This is a genomic window from Pandoraea soli, from assembly GCF_902459595.1.
Taxonomy (GTDB): Bacteria; Pseudomonadota; Gammaproteobacteria; order Burkholderiales; family Burkholderiaceae; genus Pandoraea; species Pandoraea cepalis.
The window spans coordinates 51,824-67,005 of the sequence record NZ_CABPSG010000007.1; the positions used below are offsets into that span (position 1 = coordinate 51,824).

General features: G+C 63.1%; 12 protein-coding genes. 7 read left to right on the top strand and 5 right to left on the bottom strand.

Annotated features, from left to right (window positions below; translation table 11 throughout):
- Positions 1-53 precede the first annotated feature (53 nt).
- The gene (gene dsbD, locus PSO31014_RS13830) at positions 54-1,985 is read left to right on the top strand and encodes a protein-disulfide reductase DsbD (protein WP_150552137.1); all 1,932 of its coding nucleotides are present in this window, start codon (positions 54-56) and stop codon (positions 1,983-1,985) included.
- An 85-nt stretch (positions 1,986-2,070) separates the two neighbouring features.
- Here dsbD and hemB read toward each other — a convergent pair whose 3' ends face one another.
- On the bottom strand, positions 2,071-3,069 hold the full coding sequence (hemB, locus tag PSO31014_RS13835) for a porphobilinogen synthase (RefSeq protein WP_026132330.1): 999 nt from the start codon (positions 3,067-3,069) through the stop codon (positions 2,071-2,073).
- A gap of 486 nt (positions 3,070-3,555) precedes the next feature.
- Entirely contained in the window at positions 3,556-4,224 is a 669-nt protein-coding gene (yihA, locus tag PSO31014_RS13840) for a ribosome biogenesis GTP-binding protein YihA/YsxC (protein WP_150552138.1), read from the bottom strand.
- 298 nt (positions 4,225-4,522) lie between these two features.
- On the opposite strand from yihA, the gene PSO31014_RS13845 reads away from it, so the two are divergent.
- The 5 genes from PSO31014_RS13845 (at position 4,523) to msrQ (ending at position 10,660) form a co-directional block, all read left to right on the top strand.
- Complete coding sequence (locus PSO31014_RS13845; protein WP_150552139.1) at positions 4,523-5,179, top strand: c-type cytochrome; 657 nt, start codon at positions 4,523-4,525, stop codon at positions 5,177-5,179.
- A 167-nt stretch (positions 5,180-5,346) separates the two neighbouring features.
- Positions 5,347-7,482: a cytochrome c biogenesis protein ResB gene (locus tag PSO31014_RS13850; RefSeq protein ID WP_246176636.1), complete on the top strand. Its 2,136-nt coding sequence runs from the start codon at positions 5,347-5,349 to the stop codon at positions 7,480-7,482.
- A gap of 11 nt (positions 7,483-7,493) precedes the next feature.
- A complete protein-coding gene (gene ccsB / locus PSO31014_RS13855; RefSeq protein ID WP_150552140.1) occupies positions 7,494-8,678 on the top strand; it encodes a c-type cytochrome biogenesis protein CcsB in 1,185 nt (394 codons plus the stop codon).
- Between the two features lie 203 nt (positions 8,679-8,881).
- Positions 8,882-9,880, top strand: a complete 999-nt coding sequence (gene msrP, locus PSO31014_RS13860) for a protein-methionine-sulfoxide reductase catalytic subunit MsrP (protein ID WP_150552141.1) — start codon at positions 8,882-8,884, stop codon at positions 9,878-9,880.
- A gap of 27 nt (positions 9,881-9,907) precedes the next feature.
- Positions 9,908-10,660, top strand: coding sequence for a protein-methionine-sulfoxide reductase heme-binding subunit MsrQ (msrQ, locus tag PSO31014_RS13865; protein ID WP_150552142.1), 753 nt, complete (start codon positions 9,908-9,910; stop codon positions 10,658-10,660).
- On the opposite strand, the gene lysA is transcribed toward msrQ, so the two are convergent.
- Both lysA and lptM read right to left on the bottom strand, forming a co-directional pair.
- On the bottom strand, positions 10,588-11,856 hold the full coding sequence (gene lysA, locus PSO31014_RS13870; protein WP_150552143.1) for a diaminopimelate decarboxylase: 1,269 nt from the start codon (positions 11,854-11,856) through the stop codon (positions 10,588-10,590). The genes msrQ and lysA overlap by 73 nt on opposite strands.
- A gap of 88 nt (positions 11,857-11,944) precedes the next feature.
- Positions 11,945-12,172: an LPS translocon maturation chaperone LptM gene (gene lptM, locus PSO31014_RS13875; RefSeq protein ID WP_150552144.1), complete on the bottom strand. Its 228-nt coding sequence runs from the start codon at positions 12,170-12,172 to the stop codon at positions 11,945-11,947.
- A gap of 57 nt (positions 12,173-12,229) precedes the next feature.
- Here lptM and cyaY point away from each other — a divergent pair, with 57 nt between their 5' ends.
- Positions 12,230-12,550 (top strand): iron donor protein CyaY, encoded by a 321-nt coding sequence (gene cyaY / locus PSO31014_RS13880; protein ID WP_150552145.1) that lies wholly within the window; start codon positions 12,230-12,232, stop codon positions 12,548-12,550.
- Positions 12,551-12,642: 92 nt separating this feature from the next.
- Here the strand turns inward: cyaY and PSO31014_RS13885 are convergent, their stop codons facing one another.
- Entirely contained in the window at positions 12,643-15,084 is a 2,442-nt protein-coding gene (locus PSO31014_RS13885; RefSeq protein ID WP_150552146.1) for a penicillin-binding protein 1A, read from the bottom strand.
- Positions 15,085-15,182: the final 98 nt, after the last annotated feature.

Sequence of the window (15,182 nt, forward strand, 5' to 3'; positions counted from 1 at the left end):
ACACGATGGCAGGATCCGCGATTTTGCGAGGTAGTCGAAATAGTCGAGGCACGATGCGACATCGGATCTCGTGGTTATGGTCGGCCGCATTACTGCTGGTGGTGGCGGTCCTGTCGTTCGCGGCCGGGCGGGCCCATGCTGCTGACGATTTTCTCGATCCGGATGTCGCCTTCAAAGTATCGAAGACGGAGCAGCCCGGTGCGGTGCTGCTGCATTTCGACGTTGCCAAGGGCTACTACCTCTATCGCGAACGGTTTGCTTTCGCAGCCGACAATCCTGCCGTCACGCTCGGCGCACCGGTGTTTCCGAAGGGGGAAGTCAAACGCGACGAGACCTTTGGCAAGGACATGGAGGTGTATCACGAGCCCATCGACGTTCGCGTTCCGGTGAGTCAAGCGGGGGGGGCGTTCACGCTGAACGTCACCATGCAGGGCTGCGCCGAGAAGGGGCTGTGCTATCCCCCGATGGACAAGCCGCTGAAGATTTCCGCCGCCGCGATCGGCGGCGCGAATGGCGGGAGTTCAGCCGCCGCATCAACGCCTGATCCGGCAACGCCGGCCTTGCTCGGCGGTATCGCTCAATCGTCGGGCGACAGGGGGAGCATCACGTCGGCGGGATCCGTGTCGGCAGTCCCCAACGCTGACGCGGCCCGCAACTGGTTGTCCGCGCGGGAGGACTACAGCGAGGCAGAGCGGATACTCTCCGGCGGCAGCTTCGTGCTGGCATTGGCGATCTTCTTCGCGCTGGGTGTCGGGTTGGCGTTCACGCCGTGTGTGCTGCCGATGGTTCCGATTCTCCTGTCGATTGTCGCAGGACAGGGCGCCAGTCGGGGTAAGGCCGTGCGTCTGGCCATCGCCTATGTGCTCGGCATGTCCGTGGTAAATACCGTCATTGGTGTGGCCGCCGGATTGCTCGGGCAAGGCCTGATCGCGTTCCTGCAGGCGCCGTGGGTGCTGGTCTCGTTCGCGCTGCTCATGATCGTCCTGTCGCTGTCGATGTTCGGCATGTACGAAATCCAGGTGCCGTTGGCGTTGCGCGCCCGAATCGATGACGCCGCTCGCAAGCAGGCGTCGGGTCAATGGATCGGCGCGGCGATGATGGGCGTGCTGTCGGGGCTGATCTTGAGCCCGTGCGTGACCGCCCCTCTGGCGGCCGCGCTCGCCTTTATCGCGAAGACGGGAGATTCGGTCTTCGGTGGCGCAACGCTCTTCGTATTGTCGCTTGGGATGGGATTGCCGCTTGTGATCCTCGCAGGCGGCGGTGGCGCATTGCTGCCGCGTGCGGGGGCATGGATGGGCGGCGTGAAACGCTTCTTCGGCTTCCTGCTTCTCGGTGTTGCGCTGTGGATTGTACGGCCATTGCTGACCACGCCCGTTCTGTTGCTGGGATGGGGCGCCTTGCTGTTGGTGGCCGCCGCGTTCATGCACGTTTTCGACAGACTGCCCGATGGTGTCGGCGCTGCACGGCGCGTGCTCAAGGGGTTCGGCGTTGTCGTCGCCCTTCTTGGCGTCGTGGCTTTGGTGGGGGCGGCAACGGGGGCGCGTGATGCGCTTGCGCCACTCGCGGGGTTGACCGTGGCCACCTCGGGGAGCGCCAGCGCCAGCGCACCCGTGGACGAGGGGGCCAAGTTCCGGCGCGTGCGCAGCGTTGCAGAGCTCGATCAGGTTATCGCGACGGCAGGGCGTCCGGTGATGTTCGACTTCTATGCGGACTGGTGTATTAGCTGCAAGGAAATGGAGCGCTCCGTTTTCACGGATCCGCGTGTCAAAGCCCGTCTCGATCAGGTGGTGCTCGTGCAGGCTGACGTCACGGCCAACAACGCCGATGATCAGGCATTGCTCAAGCGCTTCGGACTGTTCGGCCCGCCAGGCATTATCTTCTTCGATGGCAGCGGTAACGAGAGGACGGGGATGCGCGTGATCGGCGCACAGTCGGCGGATCAGTTCCTGCGCAGCCTGGACCGGGCCCTCGGCCCGGCCACCTGAGCGCTGCGGCCGGAATCCGAGCACCGCGGCCCGAACCCGGGCGCGGATCGTCGCGAACGGATTCGGTGGCGCGCCCAGACACGGCTTAGGCTTGCGCGCGAATCAGCCTTGCTGCGTCGAGCGCGAAGTACGTCAGGATGCCATCGGCACCAGCACGTTTGAAGGCGAGCAGCGACTCCATCATGACCTTGTCGTGATCGAGCCAACCATTTTGCGCAGCGGCCTTGAGCATCGCGTACTCGCCGCTGACCTGGTAAGCGTACGTGGGGAAGCGGAACTCGTCCTTCACGCGGCGCACGATGTCCAGGTACGGCATGCCGGGCTTGACCATCACCATGTCCGCACCTTCCTCGATGTCGAGCGCGACTTCGCGCAGCGCTTCGTCGGAGTTGGCGGGATCCATCTGGTACGTCATCTTGTTGCCCTTGCCCAGATTCGATGCCGACCCGACGGCGTCGCGGAACGGTCCGTAAAAGGCCGATGCGTATTTGGCCGCATACGCCATGATCCGCGTGTGGATGTGGCCGCCAGCTTCGAGTGCTTCACGAATAGCGCCGATGCGTCCGTCCATCATGTCGGATGGCGCGACGATGTCCACGCCCGCTTCCGCCTGAGTGAGGGCTTGCTTTACGAGAATGCCGGTCGTCACATCGTTGATGACGTAGCCGTTTTCGTCGAGCACGCCATCCTGACCATGGCTCGTGTACGGGTCGAGGGCGACGTCCGTCAACACACCCAGATCCGGGAAGTGGCGCTTGAGCTCGCGCACAGCGCGCGGGACCAGACCGTCCGGGTTGGCGGCTTCGATGCCGTCGGGTGTTTTGAGCGTTGCCTCGATATTCGGGAACAGCGAGATCACCGGGACGCCGAGCGTGACACACGTGTCGGCCACCCGCAGCAGTTCGTCGACCGAGACGCGTTCAACGCCGGGCATCGAAGCGACGGCCTCGCGGCGGTTCTCGCCTTCAAGGATGAACACGGGATAAATGAGGTCGTCGCACGTCAGGTGGTTTTCGCGCATCAGACGACGCGAGAAGTCATCGCGTCGCATGCGGCGCGGGCGAAGCAGGGGGTAGGAACTCATGCGATCGGTCCTTTGGACGGAGATTGGCGTGTCGAAGATTCCGGTGAAATCGGTCGCGCGGACCGCCCTATAACGGCCAGTCGTTGCCGTTGCTGCAACGATCCCATTCGCGGGAAGGTGCGCAAAAAAGGGCGCTCGCCGGGAAACTTTCGGACGCATGGTATATCATACCAACCGGATGTTCGCACTGCGTGTGACGTCCCCCGCTTCTCCTCCCTGAGCGGGCGCCTGTCGTTCTACGATAAGGCTCATTTAAACCCGCCGTGCCTACACGGCGGTTTTTTTATGGGCGCGCGAATCGTCTCGTCGAATCCCCCGACAGCCCTGCTTTCCAACGGATTCGAGGGAACTCATCCGTTTGGCCTAAGGCACGCTGCGCTGTCCGTTGCGCGTATCCCTATCACACCCAATCCATCCGCAGCCACGCGGCTCGCCGCGACAATCTGTCGCGCTGAATTCCCGCTTCCCCCGCCGCTGGATGCCAACTTACTTCTTGGCGGCGTCGCGCGGCGGAATGGCGAGCCAGTCTTCGAGCACGCGCTGCGCAGCTTCGACGCCGGTGCGCTTGAGCGACGAGAACAGTTGCGCAGTAAACTGCGGCGGCGTTGCCGGATCGTCGGACGGCAGTCCATCCGTGCGCGGCAGCGCGGCCAGTCGCTTTTGCGTGTCGCGCAGCACGACCGTCGCTTCCTGACGCGTCAGCTTGTCGGCCTTGGTCAGCAGGACATGGATGGCGCGCCCGGTCGGCATGAACCAGTCGATCAGCTCGCAATCGAGTTCCGTGAACGGCCGGCGCGAGTCCATCACAAGGACGAGGCCGCGCAATTGCGGACGCTGCACCAGGTAATCCCCGAGGAGTTGTTGCCAGTGCACCTTCACGCCACCGCCGACCTCGGCGTAGCCATAGCCGGGCAAATCGACGAGATAGCCGTACAGATGCTCGAGGTGCGCGATCTCGAAGTAGTTGATGTGTTGCGTACGGCCTGGCGTCTTGCTCGAGAAGGCCAGCCGCTTCTGGTTGCACAGGATGTTGAGCGCGCTGGACTTGCCCGCGTTCGAGCGGCCCGCGAAGGCGACCTCGGGCACGGCCGTGGGCGGCAGGTCGCGCAGATGATTGACGGTCGTGAAGAAGCGGGCTTGATGAAGTAGGGACATGACGGAGACCGAGGAGCGCCGCAGCCACGGGAGTCGGGCTGCAACGCGGGCGCAGGGCACGCAAGACGGTGGGTCTGATGCCCCCCAGCGATGGCTCGGGAAGCCCCGTTCTGCGGCCTTCTACATGGAAATCCCCTAAAGTCGGGGAAAGACTTTATTGTACAATATGAAAGTTAACTTTGGCCTGGCCAAGGCTTGTCCGAACGTCTCGCGCGCCGTGAGGTTGGAGGAGAAACGCGGCGCCGGACGGTGAGTTCGAACGACCGATTTCCCGACAAAACAGATATAAGGTGTGCGAATGAACCGAGGAGTGTGGAAGTCTCTCGCTGCAACACCGTTGGCACTGGCGTGCTTTCTTCTGAGCGGTGCTGGACAAGCCGCCGAGGCGCAGGCGCCCGCCAAACCCGACCTGAACCGGGGACAGGCCATTGCCAGTCAGGTTTGTGCCGCCTGCCATGCGGCAGACGGCAACAGCGCCGGCGGCGCGTATCCGAAGCTCGCCGGTCAGCACGCCGAATATCTCTACAAGCAACTCACCGAATTCAAGGCCCAGCCCGGCAAAGCGCCGGTGCGTAATAACGCCATCATGGCCGGCATGGTCGCCGCACTGTCCGATCAGGACATGCGCAACGTCTCAGCCTACTTCGCCTCGCAGACCATGAAACCGGGGGCCGCGCGCGACAAGGACACCGTGCCGCTGGGCCAGAAGATCTACCGTGGCGGGCTGGCCGAAAAGGGCGTTCCCGCCTGCGCCTCATGCCACGGCCCGACCGGTGCCGGCATGCCGTCGCAGTATCCTCGTCTGTCCGGCCAGTGGGCGGAATACACCGCCGCCCAGTTGGTGGCGTTCCGCGACGAGGTCCGCAAAAACAACGCGCCGATGCATACGGTTGCCTCTCGGTTGTCGGACAAGGAAATCAAGGCAGTCGCGGATTACATCGCCGGTTTGCGCTGATCGGCAGGCCCTGCCCTGACATCATGTGAACGTCGGGGTATATTCGCTGACTTATAGCGAAACCAGCCGCGGCGCCGCAGGGCGACCGGGTCGAACTGGTTTAGCATATACAGGGTGGCGGGCGCGTAAGAAACGCGTCCCCGCCCTTTTTTGTTGTCGGAAACAGGATGAGCCTCAGTACCTCCGGAATGCAGATCAAGGGCGCGCAGCGATGGGTGCGCGACGGCGTCGAGCTGGTCAGCTCGATGCGTTTCGCCATCAGCCTGCTGAGCGTGCTTGCGATTGCCAGCATCGTTGGCACCGTGCTCAAGCAGGGCGACCCTTACCCCAACTACGTCAATCAGTTCGGTCCATTCTGGGCCGGCATCTTCCGCTCGCTCGGTCTGTACACCGTGTACAGCGCGTGGTGGTTCCTGCTGATCCTTTTCTTCCTCATGGCGTCGACGACGCTGTGCATCGTGCGCAATGCGCCGAAGATGATCGCGGACATCCGAAGCTGGCGAGATCACGTGCGCGAGGGCAGTTTGCGTGCCTTCGGCCATAAGGCCGAATACACCGGCCCGGCGTCGCGCGCCGAGCTCGTGTCGCGTCTCACGGGCTATCTCGGACGTCGCAGTTATCGTTTCGTCGTGCGCGAGCGCGACGGCGCGACGCTCGTCGCGGCCAAGACCGGTGCGATCAACAAGGTCGGCTACATCTTCGCGCACAGTGCGATCGTGATCATTTGCCTGGGCGGGCTGGTCGACAGCGATCTGCTCATTCGTCTTCAGATGGCGCTGTTCGGCAAGTCGCCGCTGCAGGGCAACGCGGTGATTGCCCAGATTCCCGAGACGCATCGTCTCTCGCCGAACAACCCGGCGTTTCGCGGCTACGCGTTCGTTCCGGAGGGCGGCAAATCAAACACGGCGATTTTGAATTTCCAGGACGGCTCGGTCGTGCAGGACCTGCCATTCTCAGTCGAGTTGAAGAAATTTCACGTCGATTACTACTCGACCGGCATGCCCAAGTTGTTCGCGAGCGATATCGTGGTCACCGATCCCGAGACCGGCAAGTCGATGAACGCGACGGTGAAGGTCAACGAGCCATTCATCTACAAGGGCGTGGCGATCTACCAGTCGAGCTTCGAGGACGGTGGCAGCAAGCTGAAATTGACCGGGTATCCCATGCACGGTGTGTCCGACCGGGCGTTTGCATTTTCGGGGAACGTGGGCGGGTCGACGCAACTGCGCAGCGGCGTCGCGGGCCAGGACGAATACACCGTCGAGTTCAGCGATTTCCGCGCGATCAACGTGGAGAACATCAGCAATGGCGCCGGCGAGCGCGACGTGCGCGGCGTGGCGCGCAAGACGTTGCGCGACGATCTGAATGCGCGACTGGGCTCGGGGGCTCGCCCCGGCGTGGGCAAGGATCTGCGCAATGTCGGGCCATCGATACAGTACAAGGTGCGCGACCGCAGCGGGCAGGCGAAGGAGTACCGTAACTACATGCTGCCGATTCTGGTGGACGATGGCGAGCGGGTCTTCATGACCGGCGTGCGCGACACGCCAGACGGCCCGTTCCAGTATCTGCGCATCCCGGCGGACGCTGACGGCTCCGTCAAGCAGTGGATGCTGCTGCGCGCGGCGCTTCAGGACGATGGGGCGCGGGCCGAAGCCGCCCGGCGGTTTGCTGCTCAATCGTTGCCGTCGCAAACGTCGGCGGCGTTGCGAGCACAATTGCAGGAAAGCGCTAAACGCGAGCTGGATCTGTTTGCAGGCGCCATTCCAGCAAGCAAAACCAGCCAGACGAAGGGCGGCCTTCAGGCGATTGCGGAGTTCGTCAACGAGAAGGTCCCGCAGGATCAGCAGTCGAGCGCGGCCGACATGTTCCGTCGTATTCTCGACGGTACGGTCTGGCAACTGTGGCAGGTCGCGCGAGAACAGGCCGGGCAGCCGGCCATGACGCCTACGCCCGAGAACGAGCGTTTCGTGCATACGGCGACCAATGCGCTGTCCGACAATTTCCTGTACGACGCGCCGGTTTTCCTGCAGCTCGATTCGTTTGATCAGATCCAGGCGAGCGTCTTCCAGCTCACGCGCTCACCGGGTAAGAAGATCGTGTATCTTGGCAGCTTGCTGTTGGTGCTCGGCATCTTCTCAATGTTTTACGTGCGCGAGCGGCGTCTGTGGCTGTGGCTGAAAGACACGCCCGACGGCGGCAGTTCGGTATTGATGGCCGTGTCGACCACGCGTCGTACACTGGATTTCGAAAAGGAATTCGCCCGTACGAAGGCGGAGATCGACGAGATCGTCACAAAACGATAAGGGTGAGACAGATGGAGTTATCGCAAAACTATTCGGAAGTCTCGTGGCTGCGCCGCCGCAGCGTTGGCGATTGGCTGTTTGCGCTGGCGCTGGCGATCGGGGCGGGCTTTGCCCTCAATCGCTACGGCCATTACATGGATTACTACGAGCACACGATTCTGGTGCTCTGCGTGCCGGCCTTCGCGCTGTTGGGCTGGCACTGGCGGTCCGTGCGGTGGCTGATGGCCGGCATCGCGATTCTCGCCCTCTCGGGCATTGGGTTGTATCACCATGATCTGGCGCGCGCCGATCAGGCCTTCCTGCTCAAGTATTTCCTTTCGAGTCAGTCGGCCATCCTGTGGATGAGTGCGTTGTTCTTCCTGGCGACCGGCTTCTACTGGGGAGGCTTGATCGCCCGCTCACCGTTCGGCGCGAGCGTCGGTTCGACGCTGTGCTGGGCCGCCGTGCTGCTCGGCTTCACCGGCATGATGGTGCGTTGGTACGAATCGTATCTCGTGGGCGCCGACGTCGGCCATATCCCGATTTCGAACCTGTACGAAGTGTTTGTGCTCTTCTGCATGATCACGGCCCTGTTCTACCTGTACTACGAACATCACTACGAGACGCGCGCGCTCGGGCCGTTCGTGCTGCTCGTGATCAGCGCGGCGGTCGGTTTCAATCTCTGGTACAGCGTGGCGCGCAGTGCCTATGAGATCCAGCCGCTGGTGCCGGCGTTGCAGAGCTGGTGGATGAAGATCCACGTGCCCGCGAATTTCATCGGTTACGGCACGTTCTCGCTTGCGGCGATGGTCTCGGTGGCGTATCTGCTCAAGTCGGGCGAAAACAAGCGTCTGGCCCTGGCCGGCAAGCCGCTCGACAGCGGATTCTTCTCGTCGCGCCTGCCGTCGCTCGAACTGCTCGACGACCTGATGTACAAGGCGATCGCCGTCGGTTTCGCGTTCTTCACGATCGCCACGATTCTTGGTGCGCTGTGGGCGGCCGACGCATGGGGCGGTTACTGGAGTTGGGATCCGAAGGAGACCTGGGCGCTGATCGTGTGGCTGAACTACGCGGCGTGGCTGCACATGCGGCTGATGAAGGGATTGCGGGGTGTGGTGGCGGCCTGGTGGTCGCTGACCGGCTTGCTGATCACGACCTTCGCATTCCTCGGCGTGAACATGTTCCTCTCGGGGCTGCACAGCTACGGTCAACTCTGACGTGCATCGTCGCCTTGGTCGCGACGCGAAAGCCGCCGCACGCCAGTGCCGGCGGCTTTTTTCGTCATGTCGTATGATTTTTCGCATCGGGACGACGGGAACGACGCCATCCCGGTGCCAGTCTCAAAGTTGACATGGGCAGGTGAGTCCGCAAATTTGCGGGATCGGCAACAGTGCCGGAAAGGCCAGGCAGGAGGGGCATCATGAGTCAAGATCAGTCGCGGCTGCGCGGGGCGGATATTCCGGCGAGCGACATCACGCCTCGCGAGGTTGTGACCGCGCGCCGGCGCTTTCTGCGCGCGTCGGGCGCCGGGTTGACGGGGTTGGGCGGCGCTGCCCTCGGCGTGCTGCCGCATCAGTCGGCCTTCGCGGCCGACAGTCCTGGCGTCGGACTGGCGAAACTGGCGGCTGCGCGCAACGCGCGTTACGTCATCACCGACAAGACGGCCGATATCAACGACGTCACCACCTACAACAATTTCTACGAGTTCGGCACCGACAAGTCCGATCCATCGCGCCGCGCCAGCACGCTCAAGCCGCACCCGTGGCAGGTCGCGATCGAGGGCGAGGTCCGGCAGCCGAAGGTCTTCGACATCGATGCGCTCCTCAAGCTCGCGCCGCTCGAGGAGCGTGTCTATCGCCACCGCTGCGTGGAGGGGTGGTCGATGGTGATCCCCTGGGTCGGCTACTCGCTGTCCGAACTCATCCGGCGAGTGCAGCCGACGGGCAACGCGAGGTATGTGGAATTTGTGACGCTTGCCGATCCGAAGCAGATGCCAGGGCTGTCGTATCCAGTGCTGAGTTGGCCGTATGTGGAGGGACTGCGGATGGACGAAGCGATGCATCCGCTGGCGCTGCTGACCTTCGGGTTGTACGGTGAGGTGCTGCCAAACCAGAATGGCGCGCCGGTGCGCATGGTGGTGCCATGGAAGTATGGGTTCAAGAGCGCCAAATCGATCGTCGCGATTCGTTTCGTCGAGAAAATGCCGCTCACGAGTTGGAATCGCGCGGCGCCGGACGAGTATGGCTTCTACTCGAACGTGAATCCCAACGTCGATCATCCGCGCTGGAGTCAGGCGACCGAGCGTCGCATTGGCGACGGCGGTATTTTCACGCCCAAGCGCAAGACGTTGATGTTCAATGGTTACGGCGATCAGGTGGCCAGCCTGTACCAGGGCATGGATCTGCGAAAATTCTTTTGAGTGGACGCGTCGCGCCGATATGCCGATATGTCGATAACGTCACGTAATCCGGGCGAGGATTCCGGCGTTGCTGCCAGGGCGCGGGAGGCCGTCCGTCCCGCGCCTCGGCAGCAACGTTGGTTGTCGTGGGTGAAAGTCGCCGTGTTCCTGTTCGCGCTGTCGCCATGGCTGCGACTTGTCGCGTATGGCATGACGGACCGCCTGGGGCCCAATCCGGTTGAGTTCATCACCCGTTCAACAGGCACGTGGACGCTGGTCATGTTGTGCATCACGCTCGCGATCACGCCGATGCGCCGCCTGTCGGGGCTGCCGTGGCTATTGCGACTGCGCCGCATGCTTGGGTTGTTTGCGTGCTTCTACGGCACACTGCATTTCGCGACGTATGTGTGGCTGGATCAGTGGTTCGATTGGGCGAGCATCGTGCGTGACGTGTCGGGCAAGCGACCCTTCATTACCGTGGGATTTGCGGCGTTCGTGCTGATGGTGACGTTGGCGCTCACGTCGCCGCACGCGGTGGTCCGGCGTATGGGCGGGCGGCGCTGGCAGCGGTTGCATCGCTTGATCTATGCGATTGCCGTGCTGGCGATCCTGCACTACTGGTGGATGAAAGCGGGCAAGAACGATCTGGCCCAGCCGGCAATCTACGCGATCGTGGTGGCGAGCCTGCTCGGCGCCCGTTTGCTGTGGGCGCTTCGCAGGCGGCGGACTCAGGCGTGGTCGGGCAGCAGTCGTTCGCCCGCGAAGAGCGATTCGACCGTCTCACGTTCGCGAACGAGGTAGGCTTCGTTGCCGTCGACCATGACTTCGGCGGCGCGCGGGCGCGTGTTGTAGTTGGAACTCATCGTGAAGCCGTAGGCGCCTGCCGAGCGAATGGCGAGTAGATCGCCGGGCGTAATCGCCAAGGCGCGGTCGCGACCGAGCCAGTCGCCGCTTTCGCACACGGGGCCCACAACGTCGTAAATCACCCCGTCGACGGCACGTCGCTCGACCGGATCGATGCCGTGATAGGCCTCATACATCGCAGGACGCGCCAGATCGTTCATCGCCGCATCGACGATGGCGAAGTTCTTCGTCTCACCATGCTTGAGGAACTCCACGCGCGTGAGCAGGACACCGGCGTTGCCGACGAGCGAGCGGCCCGGCTCGAACAGCACTTGACGGTGCCCGTGGCCGCGCTGGGCGATGTGATCGAGCAGCGTGGTGGCGAAAGCGGTGATGTCGGGTGGCGTTTCGTCCGTATAAGTGATGCCCAGGCCGCCGCCCACGTCGATATGGTGCAGCGAGATGCCTGCCGCTTCGAGCTTTTCGACCAGATCGAGCACCTTGTCGGTGGCGTCGAGGTACGGCGAAATTTCCGTGATCTGCGAGCCGATATGGCAGTCGATGCCGACGACTTCGAGGTTCGGCATGGCGGCGGCAGCGCGATAGGCGTCGAAGGCTTCTTCGTAGGCTACGCCGAACTTGTTGCCGCGCAGGCCGGTGGAAATGTACGGATGCGTCTTGGCGTCGACGTTCGGGTTCACGCGCAGCGATACGCGAGCGCGCTTGCCCGCTTGGCCGGCTACGTCATTGAGTCTGTCCAGTTCAGGACGCGATTCGACGTTGAAGCAGAAAACGTTCTTTTCCAACGCGTAGCGCATTTCGTCTGCGTGCTTGCCGACACCCGAGAACACGGCGCGCTTCGGGTCGCCGCCGGCTGCGATCACGCGAGCGAGTTCACCGGCGGATACGATGTCGAAACCCGCCCCGAGCTTGGCGAACACGCCGAGCACGGCGAGATTCGAGTTCGCTTTGGCCGCGTAGTGCACGGCGGCGTTGCGGCCTTCGCAGGCCTTGGCATAAGCCTGATAGGCGCTTGTCAGGGCCGCCTTCGAATAGACGTACAACGGCGTGCCGAAACGCTCGGCGAGAGCGGGCAGTGCAACGCCCTCGGCATGGAGTACGTCGTTGCGGTAGGAAAAGATGGCGTCGGACATCGCGAAAACTCGGTAATCAACTAGGGCACGCCGCGGAGGCGGATGGCTTCCGGCCGGCTGAATTCGGCTTGTTCCGAAGGGTTGTGGCTTATTCCGGCTTCGCCGCCGGAAGCGACGCGGCCGGCGGCACGTCCACCGACGGGCCTCGCTGTGGTTCGGGCACGAGCGGTGGCGGGGGCAGCGGGGCCCCCGGCGGCGGTGTCGGTTTCACCGGACGGGCGGGAATGTACAGCGGCCCGGCCTGGCCGCAACCGGCCAATACGCTCATCAGGGCAATCGACGCTACAATCGCGCAGGTTCGAATAGGTGCAGTCATGGGGGTATCGCCGCGTGGTGCGGCATGCAATCGATGACGCAAACCGTGGAGTTTAGCATGACGGAAAGTGAATTCCTGGCGCTGGCCGAAGCTGTGTTGGCGCAGGTCGAGGCGACTGTCGAGGACAGCGACGTGGACATCGATTGCGAGCGAACCGGCAACGTCCTGACGCTCGAATTCGACGATGGCAGCAAGATCATCGTCAACCTGCAAACGCCGATGAGCGAAATATGGGTGGCCGCGCGCTCGGGCGGGTACCACTACCGTCTCAAGGGCGACGAATGGCGCGACACGCGCGATGGCACCGAACTGTTTGAGGCTCTGTCGCGCTTCGCGTCACAACAGGCGGGCGAAACGGTAACGCTGCAGGCCGACTGACAACGAAACCGCAGCGCCCGCCCGCCCCCTAATCGACGCCGCCGTGCGGCCTTGGGCGGTCGGGAATTCTCCCTGCCCCGCCCATTGACCCGTCAAGGCTTGTTGTTGAACATATCCAGGATGCGCTGACGCTCCTGACGGTCCACCGGCGCAGGACTCGGTTGGGCGGGCATATGGCCGGGCAGGGGGCCCGTCGACGGCCCCAAACCCGCCGAGCCGTCCGGCGCGGTATCGGCGCTCAGGCCGACGGTACTCACCGCGCGCCCCGGCGGATAGTCGTCGAAGTAGTAATCGCCGTTTGCCTGAATGATCCCCGGCGGTATCGCACGTGTCGATTCCGGCACGCCGCGCAAGGCCTTGGCCATGTAGTCGATCCAGATCGGCAGCGCCAGGCCGCCCCCGGTTTCACGATCCCCCAGGTTGCGTGGCTGGTCGAAGCCGATCCATGCAACGCCAACCAACTGCGACTGAAAGCCGGCGAACCAGGCGTCGTGCGAGTCGTTTGTCGTACCCGTCTTGCCCGCCAGATCAGTGCGTTTGAGCACATTGGTCTTGGCGGCCGTGCCGCGCGTAGCAACGTCGTGCAACATCGAATCCATAATGAACGCGTTGCGCGCCGAAATGGCCCGGATCGATTCGTCGCCCGCAGTGGACGGCTTTTCCTCCATGACCACGTTGCCCTTCGAATCGGTGATGCGCGCCACGATGAAGGGATTCACGCGGAAGCCTCCATTGGCAAACACGGCGTAGGCGCTCGCCATTTGCAGGGGCGTGACCATCCCCGCGCCCAGCGCCATCGGCAGATAGGCCGGATGCTTGTCCGCCTCGAAGCCGAAACGTCCAATGAATTTTTGCGCGTAGCCCGGGGTGATGCTCTGCAGGATACGAATCGACACGAGGTTGCGCGAGCGCATCAGCGCGACGCGCATCGGCATCGGCCCATCGAAGCCGCCTCCGTAGTTCTTCGGCTCCCACGGCTGCCCGCCTGTCTGCGCCGCCGAGAAGTACAACGGTGCGTCGTTGATGATGGTTGCCGGTGCGAAGCCCTTTTCGAGCGCCGCCGAGTAAATGAACGGCTTGAAGCTGGAACCCGGCTGACGCCAGGCTTGCGTGACGTGATTGAACTTGTTCCGGCTGAAGTCGAATCCGCCGACGAGCGAGCGAATCGCGCCATTCTGCGGGTCGAGCGACACGAATGCCGCTTCGATGTCCGGCATCTGCACGATCCGCCAGTTGTGCTTCGCATCCTGGGTCACACGGATCACCGAGCCCGGGCGAATCTTCTGCTTCGGCTGGGCCTTCGCGCTCAATCCCGCCGCCGCGAAGCGCAGGCCGTCGCCGGTCACGGTCACGTCGTCGCCGTTCAGGAGCACGGCTTTGACCTGCTGCGGCGATGACGAGAGCACGACGGCGGCGACCATATCGCCGCTGTCCGGATGCTCGACCAGCGTGTCGTCGATCAGTTGCTCTCGCTCGTCCTGATCGTTTGGAAGGTCGATATTGGCTTCTGGCCCGCGATAGCCATGACGCAACTCGTAGGCCATGACGCCCGCGCGCAGCGCTTCGTAGGCGGCTTCCTGATCGGCCGAATTGATCGTTGTGTAGACGTTCAGGCCGCGCGTGTAGATCTCGTCCTTGAACTGCGCGTAGAGCAGTTGGCGAACCATTTCGGCCACGTACCCGGCATGAACGCTGAACTCGCTGCCCAGCCCGCGTACCACCAGTTCCTGCGCGATGGCCTGGTCGTACTCGGACTTCGAGACGTACCCAAGGTCGTACATTCGCTTGAGGATGTACTCCTGGCGGATGCGGGCGCGCTTGTAATTGACGATCGGGTTATAGGCCGAAGGGGCCTTGGGCAGGCCGGCGAGCATGGCGGCCTCGGCGAGCGTGATGTCCTTCAGATCCTTGCCGAAATAAACCCGTGCAGCGCTGGCGAACCCATAGGCGCGTTCGCCGAGATAGATCTGATTCATGTACAGCTCGAGAATCTGATCCTTCGTGAGGCGCGACTCGATCTTGTAGGCGAGAAGCGCTTCGTAGATCTTGCGCGTGTAGGTCTTTTCGCTTGAGAGGAAGAAGTTGCGCGCGACTTGCATCGTGATCGTGCTGGCGCCTTGCGCAGATCCACCACGCGCGAAGTTGGCGACGCCCGCGCGGAAGATGCCGATGAAGTCGACCCCGCCGTGCTGATAGAAGCGGTCGTCTTCGATGGCGAGGACGGCCTTCTTCATCACGTCGGGAATATCGGAGAAGCGCACCAGATTACGGCGCTCCTCACCGAACTCGCCGATCTGGATGTCGTCGGCGGTATAGATGCGCAGCGGAATCTTCGGCCGGTAGTCGACGATCGTGTCGAGCGACGGCAATTGCGGCGTCATCACCACCAGGATGTACCCCGCGAGCAGCGCGCCACAGACGACCATCGCGGCGAACAGGCCGGCGAACCAAAGCGTAATACGCAGCCAGAGGGCGCGGCGCGGTTTGGGTGGGCGCTTGTCGCGGGGTGTCTCGGATTGGGGTGTGCTTGCCATGGGGGAACCGGAAAAATCAATGAACCGATTATAACGAACGACCCGACGCCTCCCGCCGCAGTCCCCCGAAATCGGAGTTCTGGCCTATGGGGTATAGG